We start from the raw sequence: 17,340 nt of genomic DNA, 5'->3' as shown, positions 1-17,340 counted from the left end.
TAGCCTGTCCGTATAGAGGTTCTTAGCATTTATTTCGCAATTAACCTTCGATTTGGCAATAACAAGATCAAAGGTCATAAAAAAGGAACGCCCAAAACCCTCGTCAGTCATTAGGTAAGCGACTTGAAAACCCTGGGTGCCGTGCCCGGGAACCACTCAAGAGTCCCCGCACTTATCGGGGTCAATCGAGGAGTTTACGTCTGATGAGCAGCAAGAAACCTACGACCGACAAAAGCCAGATGGCCGGAACCGATACCAAGGATCGCGCCAACACCAACGCCAAACTCGACAGCCTGGAGAGCTTTCGTTCCGACGCCACCGGCCAGGCCCTGCGCACCAACCAGGGGGTGAAGGTCGCCGACAACCAGAACACCCTTAAGGCCGGCCCACGCGGGCCGTCGCTGCTGGAAGACTTCATCATGCGTGAGAAAATCACGCACTTTGACCATGAGCGAATCCCGGAGCGCATCGTCCACGCCCGCGGTACCGGCGCGCATGGTTTCTTTCAGGCCTACGAGAACCATTCGACACTGACCAAGGCCGGTTTCCTGCAGGATCCGGGGAAAAAGACCCCGGTGTTCGTGCGTTTTTCCACCGTACAGGGGCCACGCGGCTCCGGCGATACCGTGCGTGACGTGCGTGGTTTCGCGGTGAAGTTCTTCACCGACGAAGGCAACTTCGACCTGGTCGGCAACAACATGCCGGTGTTTTTCATTCAGGACGCAATCAAGTTCCCCGACTTCGTCCACGCGGTGAAACCCGAGCCGCACAATGAAATCCCCACCGGTGGCTCGGCTCACGACACGTTCTGGGACTTCGTATCCCTGGTGCCGGAATCGGCGCACATGGTCATCTGGGCGATGTCCGACCGGGCGATCCCGAAAAGCCTGCGCAGCATGCAGGGCTTTGGCGTGCACACCTTCCGCCTGGTCAACGCCGAGGGCAAATCGCGCTTCGTCAAATTCCACTGGCGCCCTACCGCCGGCACCTGCTCACTGGTGTGGGACGAGGCGCAGAAACTCGCCGGTAAAGACACCGACTACCACCGTCGCGACCTCTGGGAAGCCATCGAGATGGGCGATTACCCGGAATGGGAACTGGGTGTGCAGATCATCGAGGAGGAAAACGAGCACGACTTCGATTTCGACATCCTCGACCCGACCAAACTGATCCCCGAAGAAATCGTACCGATCACCCCGCTGGGCAAGATGACCCTCAACCGTAACCCGGACAACTTCTTTGCCGAGACCGAGCAGGTCGCGTTTTGCCCAGGCCACATCGTGCCCGGCATCGACTTCTCCAACGATCCGCTGCTGCAAGGTCGACTGTTTTCCTACACCGACACGCAAATCAGCCGACTCGGCGGGCCGAATTTTCATGAGCTGCCGATCAACCGCCCGGTGGCACCGTTCCACAACGGTCAGCGCGACGCGCAGCACCGCACGGTGATCGACAAGGGTCGTGCATCCTACGAACCAAACTCGATTGATGGCGGCTGGCCGAAAGAAACCCCGCCGGCGGCGCAGGACGGTGGCTTCGAGAGCTACCCGGAACGCATCGACGCGAACAAGATCCGCCAGCGCAGCGAATCGTTCAGCGACCACTTCTCCCAGGCGCGGCTGTTCTTCAACAGCATGAGTGAGCACGAGAAGGAACACATCATCGCCGCCTACAGCTTCGAACTGGGCAAGGTCGAACGGGAGTTCATCCGCGCGCGGCAAGTGAACGAGATTCTCGCCAACATCGACCTGGAACTGGCTAAACGCGTTGCGGCCAATCTGGGCCTGCCGGTGCCGGGCAAAGGCACGGTCGAAGTGCTCAAAACTTCGTTCGATCATTCGCCGGCGCTGAGTCAGGCCAATCTGCTGCCAGAAAACATCAAGACCCGCAAAGTAGCGATTCTTGCCGCCAACGGCGTCGATGGTGCGGCGATTGATGCGATGAAAAAGGCCTTGGCGGCTGAAGGTGCACACGCCAAATTGCTCGGTCCGACCTCGGCCCCGGTGAAGACTGCCGACGGCAAAACCCTGGCGGTGGATGCATCAATGGAAGGCATGCCTTCGGTGATCTTCGATGCGGTGTTCGTGCCGGGTGGCGCGGCGTCAATCAACGCGTTGAGCGGCGATGGCGTGGCGTTGCATTACCTGCTGGAGGCGTACAAGCATCTGAAAGCGATTGCGCTGCACGGCGAGGCCGAACAGTTGCAGGATCTGCTGAAGCTGGAAGCGGATGCAGGGTTGCTGCAGGGCAAGGATGTGAGAGCGTTGACCAAACCGTTCTTTGCCGCGATCGGGCAGCATCGGGTTTGGGCGCGGGAGCCTAAGGCGAAGGCCGTTCCGGCTTAAAAGCTTCGTTGGCTGAAAGGACGCTTTCGCGAGCAAGCTCGCTCCCACAAGGGATCTCTGGTGAACACAGATTTTGTGTCAGGCCCAAGATCAAATGTGGGAGCGAGCTTGCTCGCGAAGCTTTTAAGGTTTACGCGGACTCAAGACCATCTGCGCCGGTACTGTGCGTAGAGTTTGCTTCACAATCTTCAGATCAAAATCCGGGTTCAACTTCTTCACCCGCTTGGTCAGCAGAGTCGCCAGCCACGGATAGTCATCGGTACGCGGCGCCTGAATGGTCACCCCACACTCATAATTCACCACATCAGCGGCGATCGCATCGAGTTGCCGGCGAAGTTTGCGGCTATCGGTGATGTTCAGCGCCACCGTGGTGCTCTCGGCGGTCGGGTCGATCACCTTGGCTTTCGGTTTGGCTTCGGCAGCGAGCAGTGCGGCTTCAGCTTTTTCCAGCTCGGCTTTGCGGGCTTCGGTGATGGCGCCGTTGACGCCACCGGTCAGCGCCGGAGCCTTGGGCATCAGGGCGCGGGCACGGCTCAGCGCAGTGGCGGCAGCATTCACGTCGCCTTTCTGCAACACAATCTGACTACGGCGCAGATAGGCTTCGGCCAACTGCCGCTGGTATTGCTCAAGGGACTGGTCGTTGGGGCTCTGTGCCTGCAAGGCGGCCAATTGGTCTTCGGCGGTGGCCAGTTCGCTGCTGGCCAGGCTTTGCTCCAGCTGTGCGATGGCCGTGGCCCGCGCGTCGGGGACTTCAGCCACCGGCGGCGTGCTTTGGCAGGCGCCCAGCAGCACGGAAAATGCGACAAGGAGCAGATAACGGGAGGCGAACGGCTTCATTCCTGCGACTCTCTAATTGCGCAAAAAGCGAGCAAGTCTACACCCCTCGACGGGGCAGAACAAAACTCAGCAGAAACAGTGCGGCCGCCGTCACAACGATTGACGGCCCGGCCGGGGTGTCCTTGAACCACGACAGCGCCAGCCCGCCACACACGGCGAGCATGCCCAGCAGGCTCGCGCCCAGCGCCATCTGCTCCGGCGAGCGGGCGTGACGTTGTGCCGCAGCGGCCGGGATGATCAGCAGCGAGGTGATCAGCAACACCCCGACGATTTTCATCGCCACCGCAATCACTACCGCGATCAACAGCATCAACGCCATACGCAGGCCCGCCACCGGCAGGCCTTCGACTTTGGCCAATTCTTCATGCACGGTGATCGCCAGCAATGGCCGCCACAGCGTCACCAGCAACACCAGCACCGCCGCGCTGCCGCCGAGGATCCACGCCAGATCGGTCGGACTGATCGCCAGCAGGTCACCGAACAGATAGGCCATCAGGTCGATCCGCACTTCATGCATGAAGCTTAGTACCACCAGGCCGAGAGAGAGCGTACTCGGCGCGAGAATTCCCAACAGCGTGTCGGACGCCAGCGGCTGGCGCTGTTGCAAGGTCACCAGCAAAACCGCCAACAACAGGCAACCGACCGTCACCGCCACCGTCGGGCTGACATCCAGCAGAAAGCCGAGCGCCACACCGAGCAGTGCGGCGTGGGACAAGGTGTCGCCGAAATACGCCATGCGCCGCCAGACCACGAACGAGCCAAGCGGACCCGCGACCAGCGCCAGCGCCAGACCTGCAAGCAGGGCATACAACAGAAAATCAGCCATGCTTGCAGTGGTCTCCGTGAACGTGGGTGTGGCCCGCATCGGGCGCCTTGACCACCGAACCGTGCAGGTCGTGGGCGTGGTCGTGATGGTGGTGATAGATCGCCAGGCTCGGCGCATTCTTGCCGAACAGCTCGACGAACGCCGGATCGCCGCTGACCTGCTCGGGATGCCCGGAGCAGCAGACATGACGGTTGAGGCAGACCACCTGGTCGGTGGTGCTCATGACCAGATGCAAATCGTGGGACACCATCAATACGCCGCAGCCGTGACGGTCGCGCAGCCGGGTAATCAGGCTGTACAGCTCGGCTTGGCCGGCGACATCGACGCCTTGCACCGGCTCATCGAGCACCAGCAACTCCGGCTCGCGCAGCAGCGCCCGAGCCAACAGCACGCGCTGCATTTCACCGCCGGAGACGCTTTGCACCGGACTGTCGATGACGTGTTCGGCACCGACTTCCTTGAGCGCCGCCAATGCACGCGGACGGTCTACGCCGGGCACCAGGCGCAGGAAGCGCAGCACCGAGAGCGGCAAGGTCGGATCGACGTGCAGTTTCTGCGGCATGTAGCCAACGCGCAGTTTCGGCTTGCGCCAGACGCTGCCACTGTCCGGTTTCAGCAGGCCGAGTACAGCGCGCACCAGGGTGGTCTTGCCAGCACCGTTGGGGCCGATCAGAGTGACGATCTGCCCCGGCTCGACGCTCAGTTCGATATTGTCCAACACCGTCTGCCCGGCAAACGTGACGGCGACGTGCTGAAGACGGATCAACGGGTTGCTCATCAAGCCCCCTGGCAACCGGAGCACAGGCCGACCACTTCGACGGTCTGGGTTTCGACGATGAAACCGACATCCCTGGCGCTGTTGATAATCGCGTCGCTGATCACTTTTTGTTCAAGCTCGATCGCCGCGTGGCAGTCGCGGCAGATCAGGAACTGGCCCTGATGCGCGTGCTCGGGATGCACGCAACCGACGAAGGCGTTAAGCGAAGAGATACGGTGCACCAGGCCGTTTTCCAAAAGGAAATCCAGCGCGCGGTACACGGTCGGCGGTGCGGCGCGACGACCGTCCTGCTCGCTCAACACCGCGAGAATGTCGTAGGCGCCCAGCGGCTTGTGGCTCTGCCAGACCAGTTCCAGGACTCGCCGGCGCAATGCAGTCAGGCGCAGGCCTTTCTGGGCGCACAAGGCATCGGCCTCGGTCAGTGCGCTGTGCACGCAATGAGAGTGGTCGTGAGGACGGCTGGCAATCGGTGTAATAGGCATGGGCGGCGACGAGTTTTGATAGAGACGTTATTATGTTACCCGTTCTCGCCTCATTGAGTGGTCATCGTGTCCCGACTTTTTTCTGTTTTTGTGGCGTTTGTCGCCAGTTTTCTGCTGATCGGTTCGGCTCAGGCCGAGGTCAAGGTCCTCACCAGCATCAAACCGTTGCAACTGATTGCTGCGGCAGTGCAGGACGGTGTGGCCATCCCGGAGGTGCTGCTGCCGCCGGGTGCTTCGCCGCATAACTACGCGCTGCGCCCGTCCGACGTGCGCAAGGTGCAATCAGTCGATCTGCTGTACTGGATCGGCCCGGACATGGAAGGTTTCCTGCCACGTGTACTGAACGGGCGGACCCTGCCGAGCGTAGCGGTGCAAGACCTGCCGGGCATGAAACTGCGTCGTTTCGCCGAGGACAGCCACTCCCACGCCGAAGACGCCGACGAGCATGATCACGATCACCGCCCGGGCACACTGGACGCGCATTTGTGGTTAGCGCCGGTCAACGCGCGGGTCATTGCCGAGAAAATGGCCGCCGACCTCAGCGCTGCCGATCCGGCCAACGCCGAGCGCTATCAGAGCAACGCCAAGGCGTTTGATGAGCGTCTGGATGCATTGGATCAGCGTTTGAAGAAGCGTCTGGCCAGCGTTGAAGGCAAGCCGTACTTCGTCTTTCACGAGGCGTTTGATTACTTTGAAGAGGCTTATGGCCTGAAGCATGCCGGTGTGTTCAGCGTAGCCGCCGAAGTGCAGCCCGGTGCGCAGCATGTTGCGGCGATGCGCAAGCGCTTGCAGGAAGTGGGCAAGACTTGTGTGTTCAGTGAGCCGCCATTGCGTCCGCGTCTGGCCGAGACTTTGGTGGCCGGCCTGCCGGTGAAACTTGCGGAGCTGGACGCGCTGGGCGGATACACCCCGGCGACGGCTCAAGGCTATGAGCAGGTGCTGGAGAAGCTGGGCAATGATCTGGCAGGGTGCCTGGAATCGCTGTAACCCCGGCATCGGTATTGCCCCCATTCGCGAGCAGGCTCGCTCCCACAGGATCGCCGAAACCCTGTGGGCGCGAGCCTGCTCGCGAAGCTTTTAAAGGGCAAAAGGCAACGGTGTATTGACCTGCTGCCGCTGCGCCAAGCGCTGCTCGAACTCCTTGGGATCGTGAATCAGCACGTCCTGCCCGGCAAACTGCTCCGCCGCGATCAATCGCGACAGCCAGAACCGCACACACGCCACGCGCAGCAGGGTCGGCCACAACTCAGCTTCCGCCGCCGTGAATGGTCGCAACGCGGCATAAGCGCCAAGAAATGCCCGAGCTCGCGGGCCATCGATCAGGCCGTCCTCGTCCGAACACCAGTCATTCAAGGCAATCGCCACGTCGTACAGCATCGGCCCCGAGCAGGCGTTGTAGAAGTCGATCAGCCCGGTCAGGTGCGTGCCTTCGAACATCGCGTTATCGCGGAACAGGTCGGCGTGAATATTCGCCCGAGGCAAGGCGAGAATCCGCTCTTTCTGCACGGTGATTTCATCCAGCGCCTTGTGCAGCAGCGCACGCGGGGCATCGCTCAGGTGCGAGAGAAATTCGGTGCCCTCCTCCAGCATCCAGTCCAGGCCACGATCGGTCTTGCGCTTGATCATGCGCTCGCCCTGGGTCGCCAGGTGCAGATGTGCCTGCAACTCGCCGACCTGCGCGCAATGCTGCGCGTTGGCGACCTTGATGTGCTTGCCCGACAGACGTGGTTGCAACAGCGCCGGCTTGCCCTTCAGCTCACGCAGCGCCACGCCGTCGGTGGTGCGCAGTGCGTAAGGCACCGGCAGATCGGCCTCGTGCAGGACGTCGAGCAAGTCGATGAAGAACGGCATTTCCTGCACCGGGCCACGCTCGACCAGGGTCAGGACGAACTCGCCCTGCTCCAGGCTGATAAAGAAATTGGTGTTTTCACTGCCGGCGGCAATCCCCTGGAAATCAAGCAGACGGCCAAGCCCGTAAGGGGCGAGAAAGGTTTCCAGCTCGGGCCGAGCCAGGGGGGTGAACACAGACATGGTTAAAAACTGCTCAGTTCGGGCGCCGCCAGCACAGCGGCGCCGATTAAAGTTAAGAGACTACTTCCATTCGAAAATCTTCCACGACGGAATCAGCATATCCGGCTGATCCGAGCGGATGAAGTTTGCATCGGTACCGTCCGCACGCACCAGAAAATAGGGCGGGAATCCTTTCTTGGTGACCTTGATCGCATACAGGAAACCGTTCTGACGGTACTCCTGGATGGTCTTGTCACCCTCGGTACGGATGGTGACTTCCGGGTCCGCTGACGGCGCATCATCCGCCGCGATCGCAACCAGCGGTGAGACAGCAATCAAACTGACCAGCAGCAAGCGATTTAACGTACGCATGATAACCTTGTCCCTTTGTCGTCAACGGTCCCGCTATTCTAGCGCCGGGCCCGCCGAAAAGGTTGATTCTGCTCATGAGCCAAGCCCCCCTCGTCCTGGTGGACGGTTCGTCTTACCTGTACCGTGCTTTCCACGCACTGCCACCGCTGACCACCTCCAAAGGCCTGCCGACCGGCGCGGTCAAAGGTGTGCTGAACATGCTCAAGAGTCTGCGCAAGCAGTACCCGGACAGCCCGTTCGCCGTGGTCTTCGACGCCAAGGGCGGGACGTTTCGCGATGAGATGTACGCCGAATACAAGGCCAACCGCCCAAGCATGCCCGACGACATGCGCGTGCAGATCGAGCCGCTGCACCAGAGCGTGATCGCCCTCGGCTTCCCGCTGCTGTGCGTGGAAGGCGTCGAGGCTGACGACGTGATCGGCACCCTCGCCCGCAGCAGTGCGGCGGCGGATCGCCCGGTGATCATCTCCACCGGCGACAAGGACATGGCGCAACTGGTCGACGGCCACATTACCTTGGTCAACACCATGTCCGGTAGCTCGATGGACGTAGAGGGCGTGAAGGAGAAATTCGGCGTCGCTCCGGAGCAGATCATCGATTATCTGGCACTGATGGGCGATTCTTCCGACAACATCCCCGGCGTTCCCGGCATCGGCCCGAAGACTGCGTCCGGCCTGCTGGTGGGCGTCAACGGCGGCCTGACCGAGCTCTACGCAAACCTCGACATCGTCCCGACCCTGCCGATTCGCGGGGCCAAGACCCTGCCGGCCAAGCTCGAAGAGCACAAGGAGATGGCGTTTCTCTCCTATCAACTGGCGACCATCAAGGTCGATGTGCCGCTGGACGTTGAACTCGATGATTTGCAGATGGGCGCCGAAGACCCGGCCAAGCTCTACGAGCTGTACTCGCTGCTGGAATTCAAAAGCTGGATCAATGATCTGGATCGCGACGCCAAGCGTCAGGAACTGAGCGCTGCTGCCGAGCCTGCGCCGGCTGGCGATCTGTTCAGCGCGCCAGCGGAAGAAGCGCCTGTCGCTCCCGTCGAAGCTGCCTACGAAACCATCCTCGATCAGGCGCGTTTCGACGTCTGGCTGGAGAAACTGAACAACGCCAGGCTGTTCGCCTTCGACACCGAAACCACCGGCATCGACGCGCAACAGGCGCAACTGGTCGGCCTGTCGTTCGCCGTGCAGGCCAACGAAGCGGCGTACATCCCGCTGACCCACTCCTACATCGGTGTACCGGAGCAACTGGATCGCGACACCGTGCTGCGCGCGCTCAAGCCGATTCTGGAAGACCCGAACAAACTCAAGGTCGGCCAACACGCCAAATTCGACATGAATATCCTGGCCAACTGCGCCATCGGCGGCGATCAGAGCCAGGGCATCCACGTGCGCGGGATTGCCTTCGACACCATGCTTGAGTCCTACGTGCTCAACTCCACCGCCACCCGCCACGACATGGACAGCCTCGCGCAGAAGTACCTGGACCACACCACCGTGAGCTTCCAGGACATCGCCGGCAAAGGCGCCAAGCAACTGACCTTCGACCAGATCGCCCTGGAACAGGCCGGGCCATACGCCGCCGAAGACGCCGACATCACCTTGCGGCTGCACCAGACCCTGTTCGAAAAACTCAGCGCGATCCCGAGCCTGGCCAGCGTGCTGACCGACATCGAGATGCCACTGGTGCCAGTGCTGGCGCGCATCGAACGCCAGGGCGCGTTTGTCGACGCCGAGCTGCTCGGTATCCAGAGCATCGAACTGGGCAACAAGATGGTCGCGCTGGAGCGCGAAGCGTTCGAGATCGCCGGCGAAGAATTCAACCTCGGCTCGCCGAAGCAGCTGGGCGTGATCCTTTACGAAAAACTCGGCCTGCCGGTGCTGAAAAAAACCGCCAAGGGCCAGCCGTCCACCGCCGAGGAAGTACTGGCGAAACTTGCCGAGGACGATCATCGCTTGCCGAAGGTGCTGATGGAGCACCGCTCGATGAGCAAGCTGAAAAGCACCTACACCGATCGTCTGCCGGAGCAGATCAACCCGCGCACCGGGCGCATCCACACCTCGTACCATCAGGCCGTGGCGTCCACCGGCCGCTTGTCTTCCAGCGATCCGAACCTGCAGAACATTCCGGTGCGTACCGCAGAAGGCCGGCGCATCCGCCAGGCTTTCGTGGCGCCAAAAGGTTACAAACTGCTGGCGGCGGACTACTCGCAGATCGAACTGCGGATCATGGCGCACCTGTCCAAAGACGAAGGCCTGATGAACGCCTTCCGCAACAACCTCGACGTGCACACCGCTACCGCTGCCGAAGTGTTCAAGGTCGAACTCAACGAAGTGACCTCCGACCAGCGCCGTGGTGCCAAGGCGATCAACTTCGGTTTGATCTATGGCATGGGCGCGCAGAAGCTCGGCAAGGACATTGGCGTCGACACCAAGACCGCCAAGGCCTACATCGACACCTACTTTGCGCGCTATCCCGGCGTTCGCGAGTACATGGATCGCACCCGCGCCCAGGCGGCGGATCAGGGGTATGTCGAGACGTTCTTCGGTCGTCGGCTGTACCTGCCGGAGATCAACTCGAACAAGCCGCAGGAGCGTGCAGCCGCCGAACGCACGGCGATCAACGCGCCGATGCAGGGCACGGCCGCCGACATCATCAAGAAAGCCATGGTCGCGGTGGATAACTGGCTGGCGACATCCGGGCTGGACGCCAAAGTCATCCTGCAGGTGCACGACGAACTGGTGCTGGAGGTGCGTGAGGACCTGGTCGAGCAGGTCAGCGCGGAGATTCGCGTGCACATGAGCGAGGCGGCGAAACTGGATGTGCCGCTGCTGGTCGAAGTAGGTGTGGGCAACAATTGGGATGAGGCCCACTAAGCCATTTACCGACGGTTTGCCGCGACACGACGTGGCGGCAAACCCGGCAAGTCCTGCTTATTTCGAAAAGCACTTGGGATTATTCCAAAGCTTTTCAAAAAAAATCTGAACTAATCTTGCAGCACACTACTCAGAGTTACTGAATGGCTGGTGAAGCCCTTCGATGCTCCTATGTTGTGTTAAGTGTTGGCAGATATCTGAACCCCGCCCTAGCGGTTCGGAACTTAAACCCCGGAATTTCTCCCTCCCCAATGAAATCCGGGGCTTTTTTTGCCCGAAAATTGGCTGCGGCACGCGCAGGCACCACAGCGAATTTTCCAATCCCTGTTTACTCAGCCGCCTCGGCGCCTTTGTCTGCCAGTTCCATCCAGCCCGCCAGAACAGTGTAGGCCTCTTCCAGGCCCATGCGTTTTGGCGCAGAGAACAGCTGGATCGTCACCAGATCGCCCCAACCCTTGCGAATTTCCGACTGCACCTTGAGCAGGGTGTTCTTGGCTGCGCCGTAGGTCAGCTTGTCGGCCTTGGTCAGCAGAATGTGCATCGGCATGCCGGCGGCAACGGCCCAATCGAGCATCAGCAGGTCGAAGTCGGTCATTGGATGACGGATGTCCATCATCAGAATCAAACCTTTCAAACTCTCCCGGCCACCGAGATAAGCCTCGAGGTGACGCTGCCAGTGTTGCTTGAGCGGGATCGGTACTTTTGCATAACCGTAGCCCGGCAGGTCGACCAGACGCCGATCATCGTCTAGCTTGAAGAAGTTCAACAGCTGTGTGCGCCCCGGGGTTTTCGAGGTGCGCGCCAGGCTGGCGTGAGTCAAAGTGTTCAGGGCGCTGGATTTGCCGGCGTTGGAGCGACCGGCGAAAGCCACTTCAAAGCCTTCGTCGTCCGGGCACTGGTCGACTTTGGCGGCACTGAGCATGAACGTGGACTGTTGGCACAGGCCGAGGATGGGATTCTTGAGTTGCATGGGATTTCCGATGTGGGCGGCGCCGGGATTGGGCGCGGAACGCGGTGTCGCTTCCGTTTCAGTGACGCCAGTATATAATGCCGCAGATTTTGTGTGTGCTTTGTCCCAGCGAAGGATGAAGTTCACGAGAGCGACAGACCTTGATTGCGCATTAGAACGCAGAACGCTCTCAACCCTGAAAAGGTCGTTTTATGACGAAATGGCTGCTGGCTGCCGGAGTCTTGATGCCGCTTTACAGCGCACAGGCTACACAGGATCCGGAAGCAGTGTACAACCGTGTTTGTGGTGCCTGTCATTCCGGCCAACTACCCATGGCGCCCGCAAGAGGCGATCAGGATGCTTGGACGCCGAGGTTGGCGAAAGGTATGGGGACGCTGGTGCAACACGTGACCCAGGGTTTCAAGGCGATGCCGCCGCGTGGTTTGTGCATGGACTGCAGTGCCGAGGATTACCAGGCCATCATCCTCTGGATGAGCGAGAGTAAACCCGGTCCATAACTCTTAACCCTTAGCCGTAGTTGGATTAGCTGATGAACAAATTGATCGTGAGTCTGCTGTTGACCGTGGGAATCTCCGGTATGGCCCATGCTGCGGGCGATGCCGCAGCAGGACAGGCGAAAGCCGCCGTATGTGGAGCCTGCCATGGCCCGGACGGGAACAGCATGGCGCCAAACTTTCCGAAACTGGCCGGCCAGGGTGAACGCTACCTGACCAAACAACTGCACGACATCAAGTCGGGCAAGCGCCAGGTTCTGGAAATGACCGGCCTGCTGACCAACCTGAACGACCAGGACCTGGCCGACATCGCGGCCTACTTCGCCAGCCAGAAAGGCAGCGTCGGCGCCGCCGATCCGAAGATCGTCGCGCGCGGTGAAGCCCTGTTCCGTGGCGGCAACCTGGAAAAAGGCCTGCCAGCCTGCACCGGCTGCCACTCGCCGAACGGCACCGGCAACGCGGCCGCCGGCTTCCCGCACCTGGGTGGCCAGCACGCTCAATACATCGCCAAGCAACTGACCGACTTCCGCAAGGAAGAAGGCGGTCGGGCCAACGACGGCGACGCCATGACCATGCGCACCATCGCCCGCAAACTGAGCGATGAAGACATCGCCGCAGTCGCCAGCTACATTCAGGGCCTGCACTAAGGGCCTCAAATCGAGCGTTGGCCGGGGCGGACATCTCCTGCAACGTTAACGCTCGATTAATCCGGCGCAGCAAGTATAAAAAGGGTGGCTTTGGCCGCCCTTTTTTGTGGCCGCTGCCGTTACACTACAGAACTCATGCCCGCCAGGATCTGTCTGAAAACAGGTCGCGCGAGGCGACCAAAATTGTCCAGGAGTAAAGCATGCGTAATCTGATCATCAGCGCCGCTCTCGTCGCTGCCAGCCTGTTTGGCGTGACCGCCCAGGCCGCCGAAGCCCCTGCCGCCCCTTACGTGGAACTGGCCAACCCGGTGCCGGTTGCAGAGCCTGGCAAGATCGAAGTGGTCGAGCTGTTCTGGTACGGCTGCCCACACTGCTACGCGTTTGAACCGGTGATCAACCCGTGGGTTGAAAAACTGCCGTCCGACGTCAACTTCGTGCGTATTCCAGCCATGTTCGGCGGCCCTTGGGACGCGCACGGCCAGATGTTCCTGACCCTCGAGGCCATGGGTGTCGAGCACAAGGTTCACGCGGCGGTTTTCAATGCCATCCAGAAAGAACACAAGAAACTGACCGACAAGAACGACATGGCTGACTTCCTCGCCACTCAAGGCGTGGACAAGGACAAGTTCCTCGCCACCTTCGACTCGTTCGCCATCAAGGGTCAGATCGTGAAAGCCCGTGAACTGGCCAAGAAATATGAAATCACTGGCGTGCCAACCATGATCGTCAACGGCAAATACCGTTTCGACATCGGCTCTGCCGGCGGCGCCGAACAAGCGCTGAAACTGGCTGATCAACTGGTCGCCAAAGAGCGAGCGGCAACCAAGGCTGCTGCCAACTAAGCGCGGCCATCGCCATGCGCCGCTGGAAGACCGAACGCATCGTTGGCCTGCATGACCCGCAGGTCAACGAGCATCACCTGGCATCCACGGGCCTGCCCGCAGACCAGCGCCTGCGCTTGCTCAGTTTCAACATCCAGGTCGGCATCAGCACCGAGCGTTATCGGCATTACCTGACCCGCAGCTGGCAGCACCTGCTGCCGCACACCGGGCGCTCGGGCAATCTGCAGAAGATCGGTGACCTGCTGGGCGATTTCGACCTGGTCGCCCTGCAGGAAGCCGACGGCGGCAGCCTGCGGTCTGGCTACGTCAATCAGGTCGAACACCTGGCGCACCTCGGCGCCTTCCCCTACTGGTATCAACAACTCAATCGCAACCTCGGCCGACTGGCCCAGCACAGCAATGGCGTGCTCAGTCGACTGAAGCCGTGGGCGATCGAAGACCATCCGCTGCCCGGACCGAAAGGTCGCGGCGCGATCCTGCTGCGTTTCGGCGAAGGCCCGGAAGCGCTGGTGGTGGTGATGATGCACCTGGCCCTCGGCGCGCGGGTGCGCAGCCTGCAACTGGCCTATATTCGTGATCTGATCGGTGGCTACAAACATCAAGTATTGATGGGTGACATGAACACCCATGCCAGCGATCTGCTACAACATTCACCGCTACGCGATCTCGGCCTGCTGGCCCCGCAGCTGGAAGCCACCTTCCCCAGCTGGCGCCCGCAGCGTTGCCTTGATCATATTTTGCTCAGCCCGACCCTGACCCTGGAAAAGGTCGAAGTGCTGGCCCAACCCATTTCCGATCACCTGCCGGTCGCGGTAGAGATTCGTCTGCCGGGTTCGCTCACGGCCGATGCATTGCCCGCGTTGAGTCCTGCCCCTCGCGGAACCCCTGAATGAGCGACGAAGCCCAGCGCTGGAAAGAGAAGTACCTCAAAAGCATCGAACAACAGGACAAACTCGAAAGACGCTGGGCCGCCCGGCTCGACTTGCTGCGTCGCGGTCTGGTGCGCAGCACGCTGGCAGCCGAAGGCACCGACAAAGTCGTTGATCAGTGCATGAAAGAGATGCGCGAAGTGGTCCGCACCGACGACATGGATGCCGGCCTTGCCGCCCTGTTGCCGCGCCTGGAAAAGGCCGTGCTCGATTCCGAGCAGCGCCGGGAAACCCGCATCGATCAGGTCAGCACCGCCCTCACCGCTCTGGTGACCCAATTGCAGTCTTTGCCGTTGCCACGGGAAGTCGCGCAGCCACTGAAGAAATTCGCCAAACAACTGGACAGTCGTGTCGGCCAGGCGCGAGAGATGCCGCTGCTGCTGAGCGAGCTGAGCGGTTTGCAGGGCAAGGCGCTGAGTCAGCTCGAGAACCCGGCCGAGCCCGGGCGCCCGGGATTGTTTCAGCGTCTGTTCGGCAGCCGCGACAGCGAAGAGGCGCCAGCACCAAGCGCAGAAGCCACTGCGCCGGTTCAGACGGCGCCTGCGGTGCAAGTACCCATCACCCCAGAACTCCCACCGGAACCGGTGCAAGCCGAACCCGTTGCAGTCAGTGAGCCGGCAATCAGTGCCCCCGCGCTCGCCGCGCCAATGTCTGCGTCAGAGGCGGACACGCCCGCACCGCAACCCCGGCAGGAGCCCGAAGTGGTTGCCTTTGTGCCGCCCACTGTCGCCGTTGAAGAAGCGCCTGCTGCGGTCAAGGTCGAGCCCGCAGCGTCCGGACCCGAAGTGCTGGTCGCGCCAGTCCCGGCCGCGACGTCGATCACCCCGATCACCTGCAACCCCGACGAACTGATCCATCCTGGCGATCCGGCACCGCTGAGCCTCGACAGCCTGCCCCTGCCCGAGCCCATTGCTCAAGCCCTGGCCGCCATTGACCCGGAACAATCCGAACACGACATTCTCTTCGCCCTGCCGGATTCTCCGGAGCCGTCCTACAGCTCCGTGGCCAGGCACATCGAAGAAACCCTGATCGGTCTGCTCGACGACCTGACCCTGCCCGAACGCCACCGGCCACAAGCCGAAGCCATGCGCGAGCGGCTCAAACACGGGTTGAACTGGTACGAACTGATCCCGATCCTCGACGATCTGGCCACCTTGATGCTGGCAATCACCGACAGTGGCCAGCACGAATTCGAAGCCTATCTGCAGCAACTCAATGAACGGCTCGAAGCGTTCCAGAGTAACTTGCAGGCGGCCAGTGAAGGGCATGCCGACAACAGCTCCGCAGCGCGGGCCATGGACACGCAGATCCGCGAACAGGTCGACGGCTTGCAGACCAGCGTGCAGGAAGCGGCGGATCTGGATGACCTCAAGCAAGTGCTAGAGAACCATCTCGAAGGCCTGCTTGGCACGATGGATCAGCACCAGAAGCAGCGCGATGCCCGCGAGCAGGAAGTCGCCGCGCGCCTCAAAGGCCTGTCCGAACGCGTGGCGCACATGGAGCAGGAGGCCCAGGGTTTCCGTGAACACCTTGAGGAACAGCGCCAGAAAGCCCTGATCGACCCGCTCACCGGCCTGCCTAACCGCGCAGCCTGGAGCGAACGCCTCGAGCATGAGATCAAGCAGTGGCAGCAACATGGCAACACCTTGAGCCTGGCGATGCTCGACCTCGATCACTTCAAGCGGATCAACGACAACTACGGCCACCTCGCGGGCGACAAAGTGTTGAAGATCATCGCCACGGTGCTGCGCAAGCGCCTGCGTGGCCCCGACTTTATTGCCCGCTTCGGCGGCGAAGAGTTCGTCCTGCTGCTGCCGGCCACGCCGCCAGCGGTCGGCGCCAAGCTGCTGGAAAATCTGCGCGCGGCAATTGAAGCCTGCCCGTTCCACTTCAAGGGCGAGCGGGTAACCATCACGATCTCCATGGGGATGACCACGTTTCGCTCGGGCGAACACAGCGATCTGGTGCTGAAAAGAGCCGATCAGGCGCTATATCGGGCGAAAAACGCCGGGCGCAACCGAGTCGAGCTGGGCTAGGCAAATTGTTCCATTTTGTTTAAATCCGCCCGCTGACAGTCGAGAGACAGGGCAGTACGTTACACTGTTGCATTATTGTCTTGTGTGTACTGCCCTCTGCCATGAAATTCTTTGCCCTCATTGCGTCGTTACTGGTTTTGGCCGGCTGTGCCAGTGGCCCGCGCTACGACACCCGCCATTCTTCGGCCAATCACGACAGCCGCATCCAGTTCGTGATCATCCATTACACCTCGACTTCGCTGGAGCGTTCGCTACAACTGCTGACCCACGGTGAAGTCAGCAGCCATTACCTGATCGGCGACGACAAGGGCGGCACCATCTACAAGCTGATGGATGAAAACCTGCGCGCCTGGCACGCCGGGGAAAGCCAGTGGCAGGGGCGCACCTGGCTCAACTCCAGCTCGATCGGCATCGAAATCGTCAACCCGGGTTTCAAGGACACTCCGACCGGGCGCCAGTGGTATCCGTACAGCGAAGCGCAGATTCAGTCGTTGATCGTCCTGCTCAAGGACATCAGCAAGCGCCACGGCATCAGTGCGCAACACATCATCGGCCACAGCGACATCGCCCCCCTGCGCAAGCTCGATCCCGGGCCGCTGTTCCCGTGGAAGCGCCTCGCCGCCGAAGGCCTGGGTAAATGGCCGAATGAGCAAGCGGTGGCGCGCCAGCAAGCGCTGTTCGACAGCCGTGAACTGCCGGGCATTAGCTGGTTCCAGGCGCAGTTGGCGCATCTGGGTTACGACACGCCGCAGACCGGTGAACTGGATGTCGCCACCCGCCATGTCCTCGCGGCATTCCAGATGCACTACCGCCCTTCTCGCTTCGACGGAACGCCCGATGCACAAACGGCTGCGCTGTTGCTGGTGCTGAACCAGACAAAATAATGACGCCCG

At 61.1% G+C, this 17,340-nt stretch carries 16 protein-coding genes; 9 read left to right on the top strand and 7 right to left on the bottom strand.

From position 1 onward, the window contains the following. The first annotated feature begins 203 nt into the window (after nucleotides 1-203). Entirely contained in the window at nucleotides 204-2,345 is a 2,142-nt protein-coding gene (gene katE, locus HV782_RS01350; RefSeq protein ID WP_186746993.1) for a catalase HPII, read from the top strand. Nucleotides 2,346-2,468: 123 nt separating this feature from the next. On the opposite strand, the gene HV782_RS01345 is transcribed toward katE, so the two are convergent. From HV782_RS01345 to HV782_RS01330, 4 genes are read right to left on the bottom strand one after another with little or no spacing between them, the layout of a single operon-like run. Next, on the bottom strand, nucleotides 2,469-3,182 hold the full coding sequence (locus tag HV782_RS01345; protein WP_123470205.1) for a PA5502 family lipoprotein: 714 nt from the start codon (nucleotides 3,180-3,182) through the stop codon (nucleotides 2,469-2,471). Nucleotides 3,183-3,219: 37 nt separating this feature from the next. Continuing rightward, a complete protein-coding gene (znuB, locus tag HV782_RS01340; RefSeq protein WP_016986450.1) occupies nucleotides 3,220-4,008 on the bottom strand; it encodes a zinc ABC transporter permease subunit ZnuB in 789 nt (262 codons plus the stop codon). After that, on the bottom strand, nucleotides 4,001-4,786 hold the full coding sequence (gene znuC / locus HV782_RS01335; protein WP_123470203.1) for a zinc ABC transporter ATP-binding protein ZnuC: 786 nt from the start codon (nucleotides 4,784-4,786) through the stop codon (nucleotides 4,001-4,003). The genes znuB and znuC overlap by 8 nt, the downstream gene beginning before the upstream one ends. After that, nucleotides 4,786-5,268, bottom strand: coding sequence for a Fur family transcriptional regulator (locus HV782_RS01330; RefSeq protein ID WP_123470201.1), 483 nt, complete (start codon nucleotides 5,266-5,268; stop codon nucleotides 4,786-4,788). The genes znuC and HV782_RS01330 overlap by 1 nt, the downstream gene beginning before the upstream one ends. Nucleotides 5,269-5,334: 66 nt before the next feature. On the opposite strand from HV782_RS01330, the gene HV782_RS01325 reads away from it, so the two are divergent. After that, entirely contained in the window at nucleotides 5,335-6,255 is a 921-nt protein-coding gene (locus HV782_RS01325) for a zinc ABC transporter substrate-binding protein (protein ID WP_128615034.1), read from the top strand. A 90-nt stretch (nucleotides 6,256-6,345) separates the two neighbouring features. On the opposite strand, the gene HV782_RS01320 is transcribed toward HV782_RS01325, so the two are convergent. Both HV782_RS01320 and HV782_RS01315 read right to left on the bottom strand, forming a co-directional pair. Beyond that, entirely contained in the window at nucleotides 6,346-7,299 is a 954-nt protein-coding gene (locus HV782_RS01320) for a homoserine kinase (RefSeq protein ID WP_123470199.1), read from the bottom strand. Nucleotides 7,300-7,359: 60 nt separating this feature from the next. Continuing rightward, nucleotides 7,360-7,650 (bottom strand): DUF2782 domain-containing protein, encoded by a 291-nt coding sequence (locus tag HV782_RS01315; RefSeq protein ID WP_123470197.1) that lies wholly within the window; start codon nucleotides 7,648-7,650, stop codon nucleotides 7,360-7,362. 74 nt (nucleotides 7,651-7,724) lie between these two features. Here HV782_RS01315 and polA point away from each other — a divergent pair, with 74 nt between their 5' ends. After that, complete coding sequence (gene polA / locus HV782_RS01310) at nucleotides 7,725-10,529, top strand: DNA polymerase I (protein ID WP_128615033.1); 2,805 nt, start codon at nucleotides 7,725-7,727, stop codon at nucleotides 10,527-10,529. 328 nt (nucleotides 10,530-10,857) lie between these two features. Here the strand turns inward: polA and yihA are convergent, their stop codons facing one another. Further along, on the bottom strand, nucleotides 10,858-11,499 hold the full coding sequence (yihA, locus tag HV782_RS01305; protein WP_123470193.1) for a ribosome biogenesis GTP-binding protein YihA/YsxC: 642 nt from the start codon (nucleotides 11,497-11,499) through the stop codon (nucleotides 10,858-10,860). 191 nt (nucleotides 11,500-11,690) lie between these two features. Here yihA and HV782_RS01300 point away from each other — a divergent pair, with 191 nt between their 5' ends. From HV782_RS01300 to HV782_RS01275, 6 genes are all read left to right on the top strand, one after another. Then, complete coding sequence (locus HV782_RS01300; protein WP_123470191.1) at nucleotides 11,691-11,996, top strand: c-type cytochrome; 306 nt, start codon at nucleotides 11,691-11,693, stop codon at nucleotides 11,994-11,996. 32 nt (nucleotides 11,997-12,028) lie between these two features. Beyond that, nucleotides 12,029-12,640, top strand: coding sequence for a c-type cytochrome (locus HV782_RS01295; RefSeq protein ID WP_123470189.1), 612 nt, complete (start codon nucleotides 12,029-12,031; stop codon nucleotides 12,638-12,640). A 200-nt stretch (nucleotides 12,641-12,840) separates the two neighbouring features. Then, nucleotides 12,841-13,482, top strand: coding sequence for a thiol:disulfide interchange protein DsbA/DsbL (locus HV782_RS01290; protein ID WP_123470185.1), 642 nt, complete (start codon nucleotides 12,841-12,843; stop codon nucleotides 13,480-13,482). Between the two features lie 14 nt (nucleotides 13,483-13,496). Beyond that, nucleotides 13,497-14,375 (top strand): endonuclease/exonuclease/phosphatase family protein, encoded by an 879-nt coding sequence (locus HV782_RS01285; protein WP_128615031.1) that lies wholly within the window; start codon nucleotides 13,497-13,499, stop codon nucleotides 14,373-14,375. Beyond that, on the top strand, nucleotides 14,372-16,447 hold the full coding sequence (locus tag HV782_RS01280; RefSeq protein ID WP_186746991.1) for a GGDEF domain-containing protein: 2,076 nt from the start codon (nucleotides 14,372-14,374) through the stop codon (nucleotides 16,445-16,447). Before HV782_RS01285 ends, HV782_RS01280 begins: the two co-directional genes overlap by 4 nt. A 101-nt stretch (nucleotides 16,448-16,548) precedes the next feature. Continuing rightward, a complete protein-coding gene (locus HV782_RS01275; RefSeq protein ID WP_186746982.1) occupies nucleotides 16,549-17,331 on the top strand; it encodes an N-acetylmuramoyl-L-alanine amidase in 783 nt (260 codons plus the stop codon). Nucleotides 17,332-17,340: the final 9 nt, after the last annotated feature.

This window comes from Pseudomonas monsensis (genome assembly GCF_014268495.2).
Lineage (GTDB): Bacteria > Pseudomonadota > Gammaproteobacteria > Pseudomonadales > Pseudomonadaceae > Aquipseudomonas > Aquipseudomonas monsensis.
This window is presented reverse-complemented; position numbering and strand designations above follow the sequence as displayed.

What these genes read in the sequence shown, in the direction of transcription:
- HV782_RS01285 (WP_128615031.1), top strand. Translation starts at nt 13,497, where the DNA reads ATGCGCCGCTGGAAGACCGAACGCATCGTTGGCCTGCATGACCCGCAG.
- HV782_RS01320 (WP_123470199.1), bottom strand. Translation starts at nt 7,299, where the DNA reads ATGTCTGTGTTCACCCCCCTGGCTCGGCCCGAGCTGGAAACCTTTCTC.
- yihA (WP_123470193.1), bottom strand. Translation starts at nt 11,499, where the DNA reads ATGCAACTCAAGAATCCCATCCTCGGCCTGTGCCAACAGTCCACGTTC.
- HV782_RS01345 (WP_123470205.1), bottom strand. Translation starts at nt 3,182, where the DNA reads ATGAAGCCGTTCGCCTCCCGTTATCTGCTCCTTGTCGCATTTTCCGTG.
- katE (WP_186746993.1), top strand. Translation starts at nt 204, where the DNA reads ATGAGCAGCAAGAAACCTACGACCGACAAAAGCCAGATGGCCGGAACC.
- HV782_RS01290 (WP_123470185.1), top strand. Translation starts at nt 12,841, where the DNA reads ATGCGTAATCTGATCATCAGCGCCGCTCTCGTCGCTGCCAGCCTGTTT.
- znuB (WP_016986450.1), bottom strand. Translation starts at nt 4,008, where the DNA reads ATGGCTGATTTTCTGTTGTATGCCCTGCTTGCAGGTCTGGCGCTGGCG.
- HV782_RS01295 (WP_123470189.1), top strand. Translation starts at nt 12,029, where the DNA reads ATGAACAAATTGATCGTGAGTCTGCTGTTGACCGTGGGAATCTCCGGT.
- HV782_RS01275 (WP_186746982.1), top strand. Translation starts at nt 16,549, where the DNA reads ATGAAATTCTTTGCCCTCATTGCGTCGTTACTGGTTTTGGCCGGCTGT.
- HV782_RS01300 (WP_123470191.1), top strand. Translation starts at nt 11,691, where the DNA reads ATGACGAAATGGCTGCTGGCTGCCGGAGTCTTGATGCCGCTTTACAGC.
- HV782_RS01280 (WP_186746991.1), top strand. Translation starts at nt 14,372, where the DNA reads ATGAGCGACGAAGCCCAGCGCTGGAAAGAGAAGTACCTCAAAAGCATC.
- HV782_RS01330 (WP_123470201.1), bottom strand. Translation starts at nt 5,268, where the DNA reads ATGCCTATTACACCGATTGCCAGCCGTCCTCACGACCACTCTCATTGC.
- znuC (WP_123470203.1), bottom strand. Translation starts at nt 4,786, where the DNA reads ATGAGCAACCCGTTGATCCGTCTTCAGCACGTCGCCGTCACGTTTGCC.
- polA (WP_128615033.1), top strand. Translation starts at nt 7,725, where the DNA reads ATGAGCCAAGCCCCCCTCGTCCTGGTGGACGGTTCGTCTTACCTGTAC.
- HV782_RS01315 (WP_123470197.1), bottom strand. Translation starts at nt 7,650, where the DNA reads ATGCGTACGTTAAATCGCTTGCTGCTGGTCAGTTTGATTGCTGTCTCA.